At 44.0% G+C, this 18,642-nt stretch carries 16 protein-coding genes and 2 pseudogenes; 6 read left to right on the top strand and 12 right to left on the bottom strand.

Annotation, left to right across the window (positions count from 1 at the left end):
* Nucleotides 1-120 precede the first annotated feature (120 nt).
* From LZG74_RS13475 to LZG74_RS13485, 3 genes are all read left to right on the top strand, one after another.
* Complete coding sequence (locus tag LZG74_RS13475) at nt 121-678, top strand: glutathione peroxidase (protein WP_233797088.1); 558 nt, start codon at nt 121-123, stop codon at nt 676-678.
* A 72-nt stretch (nt 679-750) separates the two neighbouring features.
* Complete coding sequence (locus LZG74_RS13480; protein ID WP_233797089.1) at nt 751-1,128, top strand: DUF5618 family protein; 378 nt, start codon at nt 751-753, stop codon at nt 1,126-1,128.
* 23 nt (nt 1,129-1,151) lie between these two features.
* Nucleotides 1,152-2,045 (top strand): 1,4-dihydroxy-2-naphthoate polyprenyltransferase, encoded by an 894-nt coding sequence (locus tag LZG74_RS13485; protein WP_233797090.1) that lies wholly within the window; start codon nt 1,152-1,154, stop codon nt 2,043-2,045.
* A gap of 6 nt (nt 2,046-2,051) precedes the next feature.
* Here the strand turns inward: LZG74_RS13485 and LZG74_RS13490 are convergent, their stop codons facing one another.
* The 7 genes from LZG74_RS13490 to LZG74_RS13520 form a co-directional block, all read right to left on the bottom strand.
* A complete protein-coding gene (locus tag LZG74_RS13490) occupies nt 2,052-3,833 on the bottom strand; it encodes an SGNH/GDSL hydrolase family protein (protein ID WP_233797091.1) in 1,782 nt (593 codons plus the stop codon).
* 74 nt (nt 3,834-3,907) lie between these two features.
* The gene (locus LZG74_RS13495; protein ID WP_233797092.1) at nt 3,908-4,357 is read right to left on the bottom strand and encodes a DUF4920 domain-containing protein; all 450 of its coding nucleotides are present in this window, start codon (nt 4,355-4,357) and stop codon (nt 3,908-3,910) included.
* Nucleotides 4,358-4,385: 28 nt separating this feature from the next.
* Nucleotides 4,386-7,838, bottom strand: a complete 3,453-nt coding sequence (locus LZG74_RS13500; protein WP_233797093.1) for a PKD domain-containing protein — start codon at nt 7,836-7,838, stop codon at nt 4,386-4,388.
* 19 nt (nt 7,839-7,857) lie between these two features.
* On the bottom strand, nt 7,858-8,478 hold the full coding sequence (locus LZG74_RS13505) for an ATP-binding cassette domain-containing protein (protein ID WP_233797094.1): 621 nt from the start codon (nt 8,476-8,478) through the stop codon (nt 7,858-7,860).
* A gap of 41 nt (nt 8,479-8,519) precedes the next feature.
* Nucleotides 8,520-9,419: a class A beta-lactamase, subclass A2 gene (gene bla / locus LZG74_RS13510; RefSeq protein ID WP_233797095.1), complete on the bottom strand. Its 900-nt coding sequence runs from the start codon at nt 9,417-9,419 to the stop codon at nt 8,520-8,522.
* A gap of 30 nt (nt 9,420-9,449) precedes the next feature.
* A complete protein-coding gene (locus tag LZG74_RS13515; RefSeq protein WP_233797096.1) occupies nt 9,450-10,655 on the bottom strand; it encodes a hemolysin family protein in 1,206 nt (401 codons plus the stop codon).
* On the bottom strand, nt 10,652-10,891 hold the full coding sequence (locus tag LZG74_RS13520) for a hypothetical protein (RefSeq protein WP_233797097.1): 240 nt from the start codon (nt 10,889-10,891) through the stop codon (nt 10,652-10,654). The genes LZG74_RS13515 and LZG74_RS13520 overlap by 4 nt, the downstream gene beginning before the upstream one ends.
* 237 nt (nt 10,892-11,128) lie before the next feature.
* Between LZG74_RS13520 and fbaA the strand changes: the two genes are divergently transcribed.
* Nucleotides 11,129-12,208: a class II fructose-bisphosphate aldolase gene (gene fbaA / locus LZG74_RS13525; protein ID WP_233797098.1), complete on the top strand. Its 1,080-nt coding sequence runs from the start codon at nt 11,129-11,131 to the stop codon at nt 12,206-12,208.
* A gap of 83 nt (nt 12,209-12,291) precedes the next feature.
* Here fbaA and LZG74_RS13530 read toward each other — a convergent pair whose 3' ends face one another.
* The 3 genes from LZG74_RS13530 to LZG74_RS13535 all read right to left on the bottom strand — a co-directional run bounded on the left by LZG74_RS13530 (nt 12,292) and on the right by LZG74_RS13535 (nt 15,270).
* Nucleotides 12,292-14,142: a gliding motility-associated C-terminal domain-containing protein gene (locus LZG74_RS13530; protein WP_233797099.1), complete on the bottom strand. Its 1,851-nt coding sequence runs from the start codon at nt 14,140-14,142 to the stop codon at nt 12,292-12,294.
* Between the two features lie 287 nt (nt 14,143-14,429).
* Nucleotides 14,430-14,711, bottom strand: coding sequence for a PIN domain-containing protein (locus LZG74_RS26545; RefSeq protein WP_409014480.1), 282 nt, complete (start codon nt 14,709-14,711; stop codon nt 14,430-14,432).
* 295 nt (nt 14,712-15,006) lie between these two features.
* On the bottom strand, nt 15,007-15,270 hold the full coding sequence (locus LZG74_RS13535; RefSeq protein WP_310589323.1) for a helix-turn-helix domain-containing protein: 264 nt from the start codon (nt 15,268-15,270) through the stop codon (nt 15,007-15,009).
* Nucleotides 15,271-15,309: 39 nt separating this feature from the next.
* On the opposite strand from LZG74_RS13535, the pseudogene LZG74_RS13540 reads away from it, so the two are divergent.
* Nucleotides 15,310-15,555, top strand: a pseudogene (locus tag LZG74_RS13540) (class II fructose-bisphosphate aldolase); the annotation flags it as partial.
* Nucleotides 15,556-15,619: 64 nt separating this feature from the next.
* Here LZG74_RS13540 and LZG74_RS13545 read toward each other — a convergent pair.
* Both LZG74_RS13545 and LZG74_RS13550 read right to left on the bottom strand, forming a co-directional pair.
* Nucleotides 15,620-17,944: a gliding motility-associated C-terminal domain-containing protein gene (locus LZG74_RS13545; RefSeq protein ID WP_233797100.1), complete on the bottom strand. Its 2,325-nt coding sequence runs from the start codon at nt 17,942-17,944 to the stop codon at nt 15,620-15,622.
* A gap of 160 nt (nt 17,945-18,104) precedes the next feature.
* A complete protein-coding gene (locus tag LZG74_RS13550) occupies nt 18,105-18,410 on the bottom strand; it encodes a helix-turn-helix domain-containing protein (RefSeq protein WP_233797101.1) in 306 nt (101 codons plus the stop codon).
* Between LZG74_RS13550 and LZG74_RS13555 the strand changes: the two are divergent.
* Nucleotides 18,404-18,642: pseudogene (locus LZG74_RS13555) on the top strand (class II fructose-bisphosphate aldolase); the annotation flags it as partial. The gene LZG74_RS13550 and the pseudogene LZG74_RS13555 sit on opposite strands and share 7 nt — an antisense overlap.

An 18,642-nucleotide genomic window follows, 5' to 3' on the forward strand; every position in this document is an offset into this window, starting at 1 on the left:
AGGGAAGTTGTTTTGAAAAGCCGCTAAAATGTATCGAATATCCTGTATTTCACTTTTTAATTACATAATCTAACCAATAACCAGACTACAATTATGAGCTTATTAAAAACATTATTTATTATGATCACTAGTTTAATATCCGGCCTTTTCGCCGATAAGTCCGAGATTGCGACAAGACCTGCCCATGACGTTGTTGCTAAGCAAACGCTTTATGATTTCAAGGTTAAATCTCTGGTAGGAAATAAGACGGTTGACCTGAGCAAATACAAAGGCAAAAAAGTGGTGATCCTGAATGTTGCTTCCAAATGCGGCTATACCAAGCAATATGCAGATTGGGAAAAGTTCAACAAGGAGCACGGAGATAAAGTGGTTGTGTTGGGCTTCCCGGCAAACAACTTTGGTGGCCAGGAGCCAGGCACAAGTGAGGAAATCGCGACTTTCTGCTCGGCAACTTACGGCGTAACTTTTCCCATGTTTGAGAAGGTTTCTATTACAGGTGAGGATCAGGCGCCTATTTACAAATGGCTTACTACAAAGGATTTAAACGGCTGGAACGACAAAGCTCCAACCTGGAATTTCTGCAAATATGTAATAAATGAGAAAGGTGAGCTAACCAATTTCTTCGCCTCAAAAATCCTTCCGACTGACCCAGAGTTTCTGACAGCGGTTGGCATTTAAGAAAAGCTTTTTAACTTTCAGGCTGCAAATGTTGCAGCCTGAAATATTTTCACCACATACACATCATTAAGCATGAAAGACATTACCGAAGCTAAGCGCTACATCTCCAACGCAAAAGAGATTCTGAGAGAAAAAGCGATTAAGGAAAATGGTGTTTACAAGGATCGTAAATACGTAAAGATGGCTGGACACACTGCATATGCTGGCGTTTTGGTGGCATTAGATAGTGTTTTAGGAGAAAAAAAGACAAAGACCAGAAAAAGCGTTGAATGGTATCAAAAAGAATTATCAACGACTGACAAGAAAATCCTCTCCTATTTTCTGGCCGCTTATGACACGCTCCACTTGTCGATGAGTTACGACGGAAATTTGAGCGCGGGTGTTTCAACCGAAGGTCTCCAACTTGCAGAAAAAATTATTGACTGGGCGGAGCGCAAAACGCAAGCCTGACATTACCCTACTCTTATTAATCAATGAACCCCTGGATTGAAGCAGCCCGTCCCCGCACATTGCCTCTTGCACTTTCATGTATCTTAATGGGCTGTTTCCTGGCAGCTTCCACGGGAAGGTTCAGCTGGGCTGTTGCGGGATTAAGCGTTTTGACAACAATTTTACTGCAAGTGCTTTCCAATTTCGCCAATGATTACGGCGATGCTGTGAATGGAAAAGACACGGAATTACGTGAAGGACCAAGAAGGGCCGTTCATTCCGGGCACATTCAGGCTTCTACGATGTTGAAAGCCATCATTGTTTTTTCAATTCTGGCACTAATTTCAGGAATTTCGCTTCTGATCATCGCCCTGAAAGGCGCTCCTGCTAACGTTTTCTGGGTTTTTCTGGGGATTGGTATTGCGTGCATTATTGCTGCGATCACTTACACGGCAGGGAAGCGCCCTTATGGCTATGTGGGTTTTGGTGATTTGTCGGTTCTTATATTTTTTGGATGGGTGGGTGTGCTGGGAAGCAGTTATTTGCACACGCATGTTTGGGACTGGGGCCTGCTCCTTCCAGCTTCAAGCTGCGGACTTTTCGCCGTTGGTGTTCTCAATATCAACAACATTCGCGACATTGAATCTGATAAAGCGACGGGGAAAAACTCCATTCCCGTCCGCCTCGGACGGGAAAAAGCGATTGCTTATCACTGGACGATCCTGGTCATTGGAATGCTCTGCGTTTCAGTTTATACAGCCGAACACTTCTCTGGTTACACGAGCTTGATTTTCCTGCTTAGCTTTCCTTTATTTATCAAAAATGGCCTGGCAATTTCCAGGTTGAAAAAAGCCAGCGAGCTGGATCCCTATTTGAAACAAATGGCGCTTTCTACATTGCTATTTGTGATTCTGTTCGGCATAGGCGTTGTTTTGTGAGCCTTGTTATTTAACAAAGGGCTTGATCGCATCTCCCAGCATTTGATATCCTTTTGCATTCGGATGCAGTCCGTCGGAAAATAGTGATTCGTCGATTTTGCCGCCTTTTTGTAAAAACACTTTTCCCGGGTCCAGGAAATTAACATTGGCTTCTCCGGTCAGCTGCGCGAGTTTTTCATTGATTACAGCAACCCGTTCTTCCTGCTGACGCCTCGGATAAATTCCCAGCATAGTGATCTGTGCATCGGGTTGATGAAACTTGATTGCGTCAATGAGCATTCGCCAGGCTTCCACAACTTCCTCATCCGAATTCAAATGCAGGTTATTGGTGCCAATGTTGACAAAAATCTGCCTGGCAGCATAGCCGTGCAGCTCTCCGTGGTTAATACGCCAGAGCACATTCTCTATCCGATCCCAGCCATAGCCCATATTGCGGGCGTTTTTACCAAAAGTATTATCCCAGGAATCAGCTCCATTGGCCCGTGGACCTTTCGGTAAACCTCCCCAAAAATGCGTAATGGAGTTCCCGATAACGACAGTTGCCGGTGGATTCTTTTTGTTTAGATCCAAGATCTCCGCGTGCCGCGCTTCCCAATCGTAATTATTCGGCTCGCGCATTTGAATCACCGGTTGGGTTGTGGACGCTTCGCCTTTATATTCATGCAAAATCTGCCGCAAATGCTTCTCGTAACCTTCCGCATAACGCATCATACCAAGGTCATTAGGATGCGTTCCGTCCACCATAGTCTCGATATCCTGTCCGAAATCAGCTTTTGGAATAATATATAACTGTGTAATGCCCTCCGCTTTGAGCTGCGCAAACGCTTCTTTCAATGTTTCATTGACCTCACTGTAAAAATGCTTGCTTTGCGGGTTCATATCTTCATCCGTGTAACCGGCGTGCGATGCAAGGACTATGGGCGTCTTTGGATGCTTTTTGCGGAGTGTCCGCGTGGTGGCAAGGATCCTGTTTTTTACGTCTTCAATGGTGAGCCCAAGCTTGGAATCTGGCCTTATAGTAAGATTGGGGAGACAATCGAGCACAAATATCTTGGCATCAATTTCTGAAACAATGTTGACCACTTCTTCTTCAAGTCGACCGTTTCCGGAGAATCCGAGATTAATGAGTGGATGATCCAGCTTTCGGCCCAAAATTGCTGTCCAGGCCATTCCCGGGCGTGAAGCGCATGCGCCGTGTGCGATGGATGTGCCGTAAATGACGATGGGTTTATCTGGCCGGGTGGCGAGTGCTGTGAATTCCGTTCCATCCGGAGTGCCCACTTCCAGCCATTTTACACTGTTATATAAAGGGAGATAAAGTCTGTATTCCCGTCCTCTCTTGTGATAGGAATCATTGGGCTCCAAGCCTCTGAATGTGTAGGTTATGGTGTCGCCAAAGGCATATTTCCCGGCGCACCAGCGCCAGTCGCCGTCGCTGGAAATGGCGTAAAGATCCACTCCGCTTACACCCGTTGCAGGCATGTGCGGCAACGCGTGCTTTCCGTTCACGACATAGCGAATGCTTATTTCCGATGCATTCGCCCGAAATCGCAGCAGTAATCCGGCCGACTGGTTGGACAATCCCCAAACCTGCTCCCTAACCTGCTTCTCTGCACGCGCCGGCAACCGGTCATAAGGATTTTTCACTTCCTTCGGCCAAGCCTGACCTTCCAAAACGGAGAATGTTGCTGTTTGCGGATTCCACCAGTTTATTTTTGCGGTTTGGGCTAATGTAAAATGGAACGAGAGGATCAGCCCAACGCAGGCTATGGCGGTTTTGAACTTCATATAAAAAGAAAATGGACGCTTCTGAATATCTTCAAAAGTGCCCATTCGCAGGTTTCTTACTTCGATGATCGGAATTATTTCACGATCACGCCATCGGCAATAAAGGTCAGTTCATCCTTCGGCTCGGTGATTTTTGCGATCTCTTCCTGACTCTGGCCGGCGTCCTTTGCATAATGTTGCAAATGCTCCACCGGGATCGTTTTCTTTTGCGCCTGTCCCTCGAAAACGACCGTTTTGCCCGTTATGTCTTTTGGAACAAAAAATCCGTAATCCTTGAACATTACACGCATTGTTTCACCATTATCCAGCTTCACCGTCATCCAGCAGCCTTTAACCTGACAAACAGACTCCACCTCGCCGCTGACCTTCGCTGCCATTTCTTTTTTATCACCCATTTGCTTGGGCAAAGTGCTGGCTTTAATGGCCTTGCTCTCGGTAATTTCCTTGCCAAAATGGTTTTCGGTTTGCGCTTCTGCGGTCAACGCGCCGAAGGCGAACAGCATGAGCATCATTACTTTTTTCATGTTCGTTATGTGTTTAAGTGTAAGGTTATTATTCCAGAACTTCTACCCAGCCTTTGCAATGGTTGCCCTGCGGCGTGTCCACAACGTAAAAATAGGTCCCGTTACCAATGCCTTTTCCCCAATCATTTTTATAATCTGCCGTCTTGTAAACCGATTTCCCCCAGCGGTTAAACACTTCAAGCGAAGCCGGCAAAACGGGCACGATGAACAGATCATTCTTGCCATCCCCATTCGGCGTGATCACATTAGCTAATGTAAATGGCGGCGATGCAGTTATTTTTTTTGATGCCGTCAATGCGCATCCCGCACTGTTATAGGCAGTTAATGTGACTGTGTATTCACCCGGCGTTTCGTAAATATATTCATTAATCTCCGGATCCGTGATGGTGTTGCCCGTTCCCAGGTTCCATTCGTATCGCTGCGCATTTTTAGTTTGATTGGACAGCGAATAGCTGAAAGGTGCATTACAAGCCCCACCAGACTGATTTATTTCAAAAATAGGCTCATGCGCCCTATCCACCTTTACCGTAATCTCGCGCACCGGACTGCAACCGTCCGCATAAGTGCCTTCAATGGTGTAAGTGGTTGTTTTTTGCGGCTTCACCGTGACCGTTTTTCCAATAGTTTCTTCCAAGCCCTCTGTTGCCAGCCAGCGATATTTCGTCCCATCGCCCGAAACACTCAGCACAACCGTCGCTCCTGCACAAACTTCCACATCCGGCATATCAACGAAATCTGTCTTCTTATCAACCGAAACCTTCATTTTCTCGGTCACCTTACAGCCGCTTGCATTGCTTATTTCAACGGAAAATTCGGCGTCTTCCCGGATCGTTACGAGCGGCATAGCTATCGATTCATTGTCCATTCCGGTTGCCGGTGACCATTTATATTGTGTCCCCCCAGAAGCCCAGAGTTGTAACTTCGTGTTTTCACAAACCGTGGTATCCGCCTTAATCTTGCTATTCAGCGTTTCAACGATGATCTTCTTTTGCGCAACGTCCACGCGCTTGCAACTCAGCCGATTGTAAGCCTTTAATGTGACAGTGTATTCGCCAGGTTTTGTAAATGTATATTCCGATTGATTCTCTTCGCGTGAAAACGTGCTTCCGCCGACATCCCAGATGTAATCCACGCCGCCTTCGCTTGTGTTTACAAAAGATAAGGACAATGGCGCGCAGCCGCGCAGCACGTCTTTGGTGCTTCCGGAATAAACGTCGAAGTCAGCTTTCAGTCGGTCAATGTCTATTTTGAATGCTGCGTTGTTACAATTTTCGCTGTTGTTTGTCTTTGACCAGGCCTGAGGCGTTGCCGGAAAACCGCTTCCGCCGCACGCGCAGGTTGCATGATAGATCGTCCCGTTTTTATCAAACCGGCTCGTTCCGCCATCCACATGATCGCCTTGAACCTGGCCCGAACGGTCGCGGCTGCCAAAATAAGTGGCATATAGCAGCGATTTTGCGTTTTGTTCAAGAATGGCAATGTAAAAGTTATTTCCGTTGGTCAATGACTGGATCGCGTCGTCGGTAACGACCATATTATTGGTTGTGCTGTTTACATTATTGCCGGTGGACGAATTCACATTGCCGCCCCAGCCTGCCAGGTAAATGTTGCCACATTCGCTCACCAAAAATGCAGTCGGTGAAATGTCTGGAACGCCTCTTCCCGATCCTATAACCGTTGAAAAAATGGTTTTGGACAACGCGCCGTCCAGCGCATGTACAAATTGACCGCTCTTCGCATTTTGATAAACTCCCTTACTCACCGGATAAGGACCATTCGTTAGTCCATAGACATACACATTGTTAGCCGCATCCAGATCCAGCAAATAAGCGCCATCCTGGTTCGCGGTGCCCAGGTAAGTGGTGCCCGCCAATTTGTCGTTAACATAACGCGCTACAAATCCATCTTCTGTTCCGTTCAATGCTTTTTGATAGGAGGACGCTGTGGTCGGCAGATTCTTGCTTTGGGTGATTCCGGCTACGTAAATGTCGCCAGCGGCCGAAACTTTCAGCGAATAAGCGGCATCCCACTCGTTTCCCCCTACAAATGTGCCCCATAGCAAATTATTTAGCCCCGCATTAAACTTTAAAACAACCCCATCCTGCACCCCTACGAATTTATCCTGCACAGGATTTTTCAGGGGAAAATTGGCCGAATTGGTTGAGGATACGATAAAGACATTATCTTCCCTATCAATGCCGATCTCACCTCTGAATGCGTCGCCGTAATTGCGGATTGTTGCCAGGTCGCTCATGCTTACGCCGTCGTTCCCGCTGCCGCCTGCGAAGGTGGAGGCTGCCAATTGTTTGCCGTCGGCGCTCATTTTAGCGACAAAGATGTCGCTGCCGTTATCAAGATCCAGCCCGGAAATGGGGATAACCTTTGTTCCGCCGCCAAATGTGGTTTGAAATGCGCCCGTTCTCGTTGGAAAGTTCTTGGAAGATGTTGTGCCTAAGATCAGCAATTCCTTTTTGCTGTTGACAATCAGGCTGCTTGGAATGTCGGTCTGGCTCCCGCCGAGGAATGTTGCGTAAATGAGTTTGCTGCCGTCCGGCGTGAATTTCATGATGGAAACGTCTACTAACCCTTCAAATTTGGTTTGAAAAGCACCGACTGTCGCCGGAAAATTGGCCCCAAAAACTGTCCCGCCGGAATACAAATTTCCTTCATCATCATACGTCGCCGTATGTCCCCAGTTGTCCGCAACGGAGCCTGAATAAGTGGAAAAGATCAATTCCGGATCAATAGTGAGCTTTTCAGATTTATTATAAGCTTTGGGAATGCTGAATGTGACCACATTATCGGCTGACAAAAGAAATTTCGAGGAAACTTCAGTTGTCCGCGCATTAACCTGCTGAAAGGAATAGGGTTCCGCTTCTTTAAACTGCCCGATGCTCGTTTTGACAACAATCTGGCCCGTTTCGTTCACGGAAACCTGCTCAGCACCATTGTATTTCATTCGGATTTGCGACGGATCAGCCTGCGGATGCACGATGAATTCATATTTGAGTTTGAATTGATGCAGGTAAACACGCATATCAATCCCCTCATAAATATTTTTATAAATCACCTCCTGAAAACCCTTCACATTACCCGCCCAATGCGCCTCTTCTTTGCCCAAAAAATAATTGAAACCCGTCTCAATGGGTGCATTAGCCGCATATTTGACATTTGCAGAAGCGCCCATAAACTGCACTTCTACACCATGCGCGGCAATGGATTTTTCAACTTCGCGCGCACCATTTAAAGCCACAGGCTTTTTTCCATGATTGGCGGAAACCTGGGCGGCATCATATAGTACGTAAACGAGTGATTGTTTTTTCAGAAACAGGAAGCCGCCGGGGATTTCGGTGCGGAACAAAATGTCGGATTCCCACTGGCCGCGGTTTTCAATAAAATGCATTCCGGCAGCCAGGCAGTTGCCTATAATGCAGGTTAAAAACAAGAAAATTAAGACGACTGGACGTAAATTTCTCCGCATATATGGCTCTGCTGTGTTTTTATTTGAACGCAGAAACTGAAATGATATTTTCACAAAATTCATATTCCTGCTTCACATTCGAGCCCAGCAGAACGAGCTGATTTTGTGTGTGATGCACGACGTGATCGAGATACCAATTGATGCCCGGGACATCCAGATTGGTCGTAGGTTCATCGAGAAAAATGACGGGAACATCTGACATAAAAGCCAGACCCAGCTTCACACGCTGTTTCATACCCGAGGAAAAGTGCCGGAGCGTCTTCCCGCTCGCATGCGGCAATTGTATAAAATCTTCAAAATCTTTGAATGAAATGCCGTTTTTAAATGCCTTGAATCTGCTGTGAAACTGGATCAGCTCGCGCAATGTAAACTCCTCGATCAGTTCGAGATAAGGCGCAGCGATCACCAGATGTTTGTACCAATGGTCGACTTCGATTTCCTTTCCCGATTGATCAATGTATCTGATCGTGCCCTCGGAAACGGGGACAATGCCCGTCAGCAATTGCAATAAAGTCGATTTTCCGCTGCCGTTGGGGCCTACAAATGTGTATTGCTGCCCAGCTGCCAGCTCAAATGTAGCATTACGGACAATCCATTCCTTGACAAATTTTTTACCTATTTTCTCAACTGATATCTGCACTTTTCAAAAACTTAGAATGATGAAGGCGGTTGGAAAACCTTCTATTTAGCCGCATAATGTTCATATGCCGCCTTCGAAATCTGCGCCATAACCGATTCGATCGCTTTCAGCTCGGCTGTGGAATTTGACATAAACAGTACGATAGCGAAGCTCTTTCCATTGGCCATTTTCACAATGCCGACATCATTAACAGCCGCCATCACGCCCTTATCGTTCGTACCCGAAGTGCCTGTTTTATGCGCCACAACGGCTTCTTTCGGCAATTGACCTTTAATCCGGTTGATGCCAGTGGGGCCATCGATCATGATCTTTGATAAAAAATCATGGCTGGATTTGGAAAGATTTATCCCTTTGTAAAAAATATCGAGCAGTTGCAGCATTGCTCCGGGCTTGCACCAGTTAGTATATTGCACATTCCAATCCTGCCCCATCTGCTCCTCGTTGGCAACAATCGCAATGTCTTTTACGCCTAAACTATGCACATAATCCTGAACGGGTTTTGTGCCGCCGGCCAGTTTGAAAAGAATGTCGCAGGCAATGTTATCACTCAACGAAACCATGCTGGCCAGCAAATCTGCAATGGTAAGATCGACATTTCCATCCGGAAATTTGTCGCGCAGCGGGCTGTAAGTTTTCAGTTGAACGTCCTCTTTCGTAAGGTGATACTTTTGATCCAATGCTAATTTCCCTTTATCCACCTGATCCAAAACCGCCATCGCGATAGGAAATTTGAAAGAGCTGAGCATGGGGAACTTGTGATCTGCATTTAAAAGCAATGTTTCGCTCCCTCCCAAATCCTTAACAGCAACACCCGCTATGCCGTCAATCTGCTTCGTAATGCTTTCCAGCTGACTCTTAAAATCGGACTTTTGCGCAAATATTATGTTTGGTAATACAAATAATGCCGGTAAAAGGATGCGCCGTAATGTCTTTACTTTCATGAATATGGATCAATTGCCTTTTGGAATCTGTTAACTTTTCTCGCTCTTCTTTTCCCTTTCTTCAATGGTCAATCTGACGAGCTCAATGCGCGTGTCCTGCATGGAAACCACCTGGAATGCGTAGGGCGGAATGCTTACGGTTTCGTTCACTTCGGGTAAGTCGCCAAAATTGTCAATTAACATACCTGCTAGTGTGTCGTAATCGCCTTCGGGAAGCTCCCAGCCGTATTTTTCGTTCAGATAATCGAGTTCGTGGCGTGCGCTGAGAATGTAGCTGTCATCGTCCAGTTTGCGCTCCGTCCAGTCTTCCGTGGAGTCATATTCATCCTGAATTTCCCCAAAAATCTGCTCCACCACATCTTCCACACTCACTAATCCCGAAGTTCCCCCAAACTCATCCACCACCAAAGCCAGACTTCTTCTTTCTTCCAAAAACCGCAGCATAAGGTCGCTCGCAGGCATTGCTTCCGGCACGATCAGAATGGGCGTGATAATGTTGCTGATCTCTTTTGGTTTCTTGAAAAGAGACAATGCGTGGCAGTAACCCAAAACTTCATCCACCGATTCACGGTGCACGATGATTTTGGAGTGACCGCTAGTCAAAAAAGCAGTCCGCAGGTCTTCAATGCTCGCGTTGACATTCACCGCCGAAATTTCAGTCCGCGGGATCATGCAATCGCGAATCCGCAAGTCTTTGAAATCCAACGCATTGATAAACATTCGTTCTTCAATGCTATGATCGTCAAAATCCGGATCGTCGGCAGAAGCGGCATCGTCGCGCAATGATGGCGACAGAATATTCTCCTTAACAAACGGCTCCACAACCCAGTAAAGCGGCGTGATGAACCATTCTGCAACGCGGACAGGGAACGCCGTAAGGTCCAGCGCCTTCGGAAATGCACGTCCGATTTTCACCCAACTGGAATAACTCGCCATCCAGACCACGATCAAAACAGCGAACATGCCGGCAATCAATGCGCCTTCATGAACGCCAAGATCGACCAAAAGAACCGGATAAAATGCCGCTATGGCCCAGAAACAGCCCAATGCAACGGTTAATAACCGGATCATGCGCAATATCCGGCGCCAGTATAATGTTTCGTAAACCTCTTCGGATTTTTCGTGGCGCAACGAATAACGGTCGATTGAAACATCCAGCAAAACAGAGCGCACAGCCCCGTAATAACCCGCCAGGATAAAAAAAACAACCGTCAGGCTCAGGAATAGCATGCTCATTTTTTCGAAATTTTAACCGGCTTTTCCTTCTTCTTATTCGCATTCATTTCAATTTCTTTTTTAGCTAATAATGAAGCCTTTAACCTGCTGAACTGGAACATTAGCAAGCACATAATGGCCAGCAAAAGCAGCCAGTAACTTTCAAACATGGTGGTCCTGCGGAATTCGAGGACCCACATTACAAAAAAGCCCAGTGCGAGGGCAATCAGGATCGTCCTGGTCAGTTTGGAATTCATCAATCAATCTTTCGTATCACAATCATGCAGCACATTGTCTGCCATTTCAACATTTTCAAAGATACGCAGATTGCGCCAAAACGATTATACATAGATTAATCTTCGTCACAAAGCATAATATACCGCGCATATTTCCTCCAAATTCTGTAAAATACCTAACTTGCAGGGATTCCCGCGCAGTTCATTTTTTATATCTGAATTGTAAAATTTATTCTTGAAAAAATATTCTTTATTACTATGAGCGAAACCACAAAACGCTTTGCGCCCGGTGTTGTAACCGGTGACAGAGTTAGCGAAATTTTCCGCCACGCCAACCAAAATAACTATGCCCTCCCGGCGGTTAACGTGGTAGGAACCAACTCAGTAAATGCAGTTCTGGAAACTGCCAAAGCGGTTAACAGCCCCGTTATCATTCAATTTTCGAATGGCGGTGCAATATTTTATGCTGGAAAAAGTCTTTCCAACACCAATCAGCAGGCTGCGATCGCAGGTGGAATTTCCGGTGCAATGCACGTGCACCAAATGGCAGCACTTTACGGCGTTCCCGTAATTTTGCACACCGACCACTGCGCCAAAAAATTGCTTCCATGGATCGACGGTCTTCTGGACGCAGGCGAACGTCATTTCGACCAGCACGGCATTCCATTGTACAGCTCACACATGCTGGACCTTTCGGAAGAACCGATTGAAGAGAACATTGAAATTTCAGCAAAATACTTCGAGCGCATGGCCAAAATCGGCATGACACTTGAAATCGAACTGGGTGTAACAGGCGGCGAAGAAGACGGCGTAGATAACAGCGACGTGGATAGCTCGAAACTTTATACACAGCCAGAAGAGGTTGCTTACGCTTACGAAGAGCTTTCTAAAATCTCTCCAAACTTCACCATTGCAGCAGCATTCGGAAATGTTCATGGCGTTTACAAACCAGGAAACGTGAAATTGGAGCCGAAAATCCTTCGCAACTCACAGCAATTTATCCAGGAGAAATTCGGAACTGCAGAATTGCCTGTAAACTTCGTATTCCACGGAGGATCAGGTTCTTCCCGCGAAGAAATCCGCGAAGCCATCGAATATGGTGCGATCAAAATGAACATCGACACTGATATGCAATGGTCAACCTGGGAAGGTCTTCTGAAATATTACAAAGAAAACGAAGGCTTCCTGCAAACGCAATTAGGTAACCCAAATGGCCCCGATTCGCCAAACAAAAAATACTACGACCCCCGCGTATGGCTACGCAAAGGCGAAGAAAGCATGATCCAACGCCTGAAAGTGGCGTTTGAAGATTTGAATTGCATTAATCAGCTAGGGTAATTTTTTAGCTGAGTTTTGATGGAATTGAAAAGCAACCTGTGAGGGTTGCTTTTTTTGTTACAATTCTCAACGCTTGATTCTTGCTAACGAATCAGCATCAAAGGTCCGCTTCTGGGCGGAAGCACTTCATTAAGTTTTATTTTATAATGATACACGCCCACTTGATTGGAAGCGCCATCGAATGGTTTAGCATAGCCTTTTGAGTGAAAGATCACATTGCCCCAACGGTTAAAAATTGTCACTTCTGCGTCCGGATATTTGTCAATGCCAATCAATTCCCATCTATCATTAATGCCATCCTGATTGGGCGTAAAGGCATCTGGAATGGATAGTTTGCTGCAATCTAAAACTGCAACTGTTTGTCTGGCAGTGACATTCGGACATGGCGACGGTGATAAAATGGAATAAGTAAGTTCATGCAATCCTATGCCTGCCTGGTTCGGATCAAACAAATTATTTACCACACCCGCGCCCTGAAATATCCCTCCCGCAGGCCTGCCAACCAATGTAATCCGTGCGTTTCCATTGTCACAATCATGCAGAACAGGTTCAAATTCAACTTTTACATTCGGATTGGAAGATTGCTCTATTTCAATTGTATCTGAGAGCAGCTTACATGTCGATGATTCAACAACCGCCCAGTAATTACCGGGCTCAGAAACTGTCAAAGAATTACTATTATTAGCAAGTAAGCTGTTGTCTCTAAACCAAATATAAGAATAGTGCAGATTTTTCGGTCCTACAAGAACCGTTTCGTTAGCTTGTTCGCAGGAAGTTGATGTGCTGTGTTTTTCTAGTTTGAATGACGAGTTGGTCTCTGCGACATAAGCTTTTGTCGATTCAATTGTTTTAGCGCACGGTCCAACGTTAAATACTTTAAATTCATATTCTCCCTCCTTAGTAACTTTTAGATTGCGATCTGTTGCACCCGGAATATCCACGCCATTTAACATCCATTGGCACTGACCGTCCAGCGTTGTTTTAGCATTTAGCACGACTGAACTTCCACTACAGATTGTGGTGCTAGTTACAGGCTTATCGTCCAAATAAACATTTTCATCAGCATCGGACGTAGCTGCGCAATCGATTACTTCCAACAGATATTCCCTTACAGCTTCACCAATTCGTCGACCATCCCTAAGCTCCTCTACGCAAACTGCGAAGACAAATAGCCCAATAGTTTTTGGAAAGACGGAAATCAGTCCGGTTTTAGGATCAATTGAAAGTTTTGGATTTCCCATTATGGCATTGGTTGCATTATACCCATTCTCCCAATTTAAAGGAGCGCCTGATCTTAAATGATATCCTAACGGATCAACTAAGGAGAACCTAAGTTTATCACCCTCTAAATCACTCGCTTCCACTTTATATTCAAATCTCTCGTTCTTGCAAATCAAAAGTTTGGGCAGCGCGCCAATTGTAGGTGTTGAATTGAAAAAAGGATAATTCAAGTACATGATTGGCGGAAACAGGGTTCTAAGTGTTGTGGAGTGAAGCTCAGGGCTTTGAAGATTTCCTATTGCCTCCTGACGGCAGCAGTCTATCCATTCAATATAATAGCCTTCAGGATCAGAATAAGATGGCGGATACATTTTAACATGGGCCTCATAATCTACATACCAGGTATGGTAGCCCGATTCACCAATACACGTCGCTTGCTTATAAACCTTCTTTTTACTAGATTTTTTTTGAAGCTTGAAAGACTCTACTTCTTTACCGTCTGACTTTCTTATCATCCTTACTTTCACTTCGTTTGCTAGAATCAGGCCATTTGACTCATACACATGAAGATTTAAAGAGATGGTATAGTCGACTATAGTGAAGCTATTTTTAATCTGTAAATACCCGCCGATGATGTTATTCCCAAGAACATTAGCCTGAGATAAAAACAAAAAAAATGTATAAGTGACAATTCGGAATTTATTACTAAACATCGCAATCCAATCTTAAGTTAGGATGCTAATGTCCCCTGTTTACACTGATGGAAACGATTTCAATTATTAGAAGGTGGATTCAAATTATTCAGCGGAAACAAGTTTTCTTAAATCACGAGGTGTTCGATAAACTTCCAACTGGCAAGGCAGGAGGGATTGTTTCAAATGAAACATAGTAGAATCAAAACTCCCGCAAAAAATCAGCCTTATTGATAATTGGAATACCTTGAAAAGGATGAAGTACTAAAAAATCTAGATAACCAGTTATGACGAATTAGTTGACACGGCTAGTTCAAAAAAATATTGTCTTTTGGATCCCTGCAATCCAAAACGATCGCTACGGTTTGGTGCAGAAAAACGGTGACAAACTTGTCAGCAAATTCCTCTCGTTCAGTTATAATGAAATATTTGTTGAATTTCGTGTGGAAAAGAACCTTCAAAAATTCACTCCAAGTCGAATATGAATAAATTAAAACCCCTAGATACAATGCTCGCTTTATTGCTGCCGCATTGGTAGAGCGAGGAGATAATGAGGCACTTATAAGTGTGTTCGTATCATGACAATCTATTTTTCATTAAGGATTTGTTCTAATATGTCGTCGTTAAAACCTCTTCCTTCTGACTTCATCCGCAAATTTTCAAAAAATAGCCAGATATCTTCAAGCTTCTTTTCAAAAATCACATTTAGAAAATAATCTAATTTCAAGAAATTTCATGACGTAGCTGAGGATCAGTATTCCGCCACTTTCTTGCTATGCCGTCTTCGACTTCAATTACTATGCGATCCATATCAGCGAAATCACTGTTTTAACAAAAAACTAAAACTAAGTGTTACAGTTAACTCTTAGCACCGGGCCAAATACCCTACAAACTCATAATAATGCGATTCCGATGCGCTAATCCCCAAGTTCGCAGCACTTCGATAACCGGCTTCAACGTATGCCCATACTCGGTTAATGTATATTCCACAACCACCGGGATTGAATCATAAACTGTCCTTTTTACAAGACAATTAGCTTCCCGGTCACGTAATTCCTTTGATAACATTTTATCGGTAATCCCGGGGATCTCTTTGGCGATTTGGGAAAAGCGTTTGTTGCCAAAGAGCAGGGAAATGATGATCTGCAGCTTCTATTTGCCGCTTAAAAGTTCCCAACACATCGCGGACGGACAAGCGCTATTAAAATGAACATTGGCACAGATATGCAATGGTCAACCTGGGAAGGTCTTCTGAAATATTACAAAGAAAACGAAGGCTTCCTGCAAACGCAATTGGGTAACCCAAATGGCCCCGATTCGCCAAACAAAAAATACTACGACCCCCGCGTATGGCTACGCAAAGGCGAAGAAAGCATGATCCAACGTCTGAAAGTGGCGTTTGAAGATTTGAATTGCATTAATCAGCTGGGGTAATTTTTTAGCTGAGTTTTGATGGAATTGAAAAGCAACCTGTGAGGGTTGCTTTTTTTGTGGGCTACTATTTTATTAGTAGCAACGCCCCAGTTTGGACTGGTAAATTATCTGCTAGCTTTATCTTGTACTCGTAAATTCCTGACATTTGAGACGTACCATCAAAAGGCTTTTTATATCCCTTTGAAAAGAATATAACGGTTCCCCATCTGTTAAAAATTGATACTTCTGCATTTGGGTACGATTCTATTCCCTTAATTTCCCAAAATTCATTAATACCATCATCGTTAGGTGTAAATGCCCCTGGAATGTAAATTTTGTTGCAAATTTTTACTACGATTTTACTTTTGGCGGCACAGCCAGTTTCGTTAGTTATAGTAATATCATATTCCCTATTAGATGCAATGTTGATCTTTGGCGACGAGCTTGCAGGATCATCTAAGCCGTCTACAGGATTCCAGCTAAATGAATAATTATTAGAATTTTGTATTTCAATAAGAGTACTCACATTCCTGTCAACACATATTTCCCTTGGAATGTAAGGTTTAGGAATATCATTGACGGTAACTAATTGTTTCAATGTGAGGTTGGGACAATTTCCTCCACGTTCAACAGTATAACTGATTTCATGGGTGCCAACACCTGCGAGATTTGGAAAAAAGGCGGTATTTACAACCCCTGGACCATAAAATTTACCTCCGATTGGGCTGGCTTCCAGTAAAATAGGTTGCTGGTCATCAACACACTTAGGATTTATTGCATCAAACGTTAAAATCGGGCTATCTGAATGTGCAATTGCAATTTCATTGGATGTCCGTGTGCATCCAGCCTCTTCTGCTTGTACGAAATACTTTCCAGCTTCTTTAACAAATCTAGAAGACTCGTGTCCGCTGAGTTGCTTTCCATCAACAAACCACTTGTAGTTTAAACTCTTGATTTCAATTACCCTGATCTCCATCGAATCTCCAGGGCAAAGAACATTCTTTCCGCTTGTCTCTAGGACCAGAGGTTTAGCAGTTTTTTTTGAGAAATCAATAACATCAGAAAGCATATTGCACTTTCCAACAACTTCAATGACAGCTCTGTATTTACCCGGCTCGGTTACAATTAAAGAATCATCATTGTCTATTAACAAGTTATTGCCATTGTACCATTTATACGTATACTGGTTGTTCCTGGGTGCAAAAAGAGTAACTTCATTTGCCTGCATACAAGAATCTATGTTCCCGCTAACCACCAACTTAAACTTCCCCTCCATTCGTTTAATTATAACGGTCTTCAACTTTGTCGGTTCAATGCAGCGGAATGGATGGAAAGCGTTAACCCAATATTCTCCTGGCTTGTCCACCTTGAAGCTAGAACCTGTGGCTCCAACGATTTTCTGACCGTCCCTGACCCACTGATAAGTCCAATCACCAATTAGTTTAGTAGCTAATAAAATTGACTCACCGTCGCATAAATATACTTCGGATACAGGCGTGTCGTTGGAATATATTTTTTTATCTACACAAGCCGATGGATTCAAAGAAAATTCCCTTATTACTTCACCAATCTTTTTTCCACTACGGAACTCCTCAACCTTGACAGCAAAAAAATATAAGCCTCCCAGAGGCTTTACCAGTATCCGGCCTGTCTCTTCATCAATGCTGAGGGGTGGAGTGCCAGGAACGGCATTTTGCAAATCAAACCCATTGATCCATTTTACTTGCTTATTGGGGGACAATTCGTCAAGGGGAGTAACAAGAGAAAACCTTAATTTGTCACCGTCTGGATCACTAGCGAATATCTGATCTTCATAAGCCACATTCTCACAAACTAGAAATTCCTTTATGTCGTCAATTGTCGGTGTCGAGTTGATGAATGGTAGGGACGAAAAATAAAGAGCAGGAAATGAGGTTTTCAGCGTCAGCACAGATGCACCCGGATTTTCTATTGTAAATATATTGACTTGACGACAACAATTGGTCCATAAAAGATAATAGCCATCAGAATCAGAATAGTCAGAAGCATCAACGATTATTTCTGTTTCAAAATTGATGTAACGAACAGTTTTCTCTATCACATTATTGCAAATATCAACCTCAGTACGCTCGTTGTGAAAGTCTGTTTTGTTAAGATTTAACGACCTAATTTCAACTTGATCACGCTTCCGTATGATTTTTACATTTACACTCGTGTCTTCGAATGTTCCGAATGATTCATCTACATCAAGATGAAGCCTTACACTATACTTATTCTCCGAGCTCTTTACATTCAACATTTGTAAATACCCTCCAATTACTATCTCATTCTTAAATAGCAATTTTTGGCTCTCCTCTAGACTCAACGCCCAACACTGGCTGCTCAATGAAATGACAAGCAGTAACCAAACCAAAGTGCTTTTAATATTCATTAACTTTCGACATAAATTTGTGACGACACAATTTTACATTGAAAGCTTAATATGGTCTGTTGCAATGATTCTCCGGTGGAAATGTTTTATTATACGAAATTCGGATTCACCCATTTATCATTTAATAAGTAGTCGGAATACATAAATCATTCAATCGTTTCTACAAATTCATTATCCGCTCCCTATGCGCCATTCCCCACTTCCTTAACACCTCAATTGCCGGCTTCAATGTATGCCCGTATTCGGTCAATGTATATTCCACAACCACCGGAATTGAATCATAAACTGTCCTTTTTACCAGGCAGTTAGCTTCCAGATCACGTAATTCCTTTGATAACATTTTATCCGTGATCCCGGGAATCTCTTTGGCGATTTGAGAAAAGCGTTTGTTGCCGAAGAGCAGGGAAATGATGATCTGCAGCTTCCATTTTCCACTTAACACTTCCAGGGCGTCGCGGACGGGCAAGCGCTATCAAAATGAACATTGACACTGATATGCAATGGTCAACCTGGGAAGGTCTTCTGAAATATTACAAAGAAAACGAAGGCTTCCTGCAAACGCAATTGGGTAACCCAAATGGCCCCGATTCGCCAAACAAAAAATACTACGACCCCCGCGTATGGCTACGCAAAGGCGAAGAAAGCATGATCCAACGTCTGAAAGTGGCGTTTGAAGATTTGAATTGCATTAACCAGCT

The organism is Dyadobacter sp. CY327 (assembly GCF_021390415.1).
In the GTDB taxonomy this organism is placed as follows: domain Bacteria; phylum Bacteroidota; class Bacteroidia; order Cytophagales; family Spirosomataceae; genus Dyadobacter; species Dyadobacter chenhuakuii.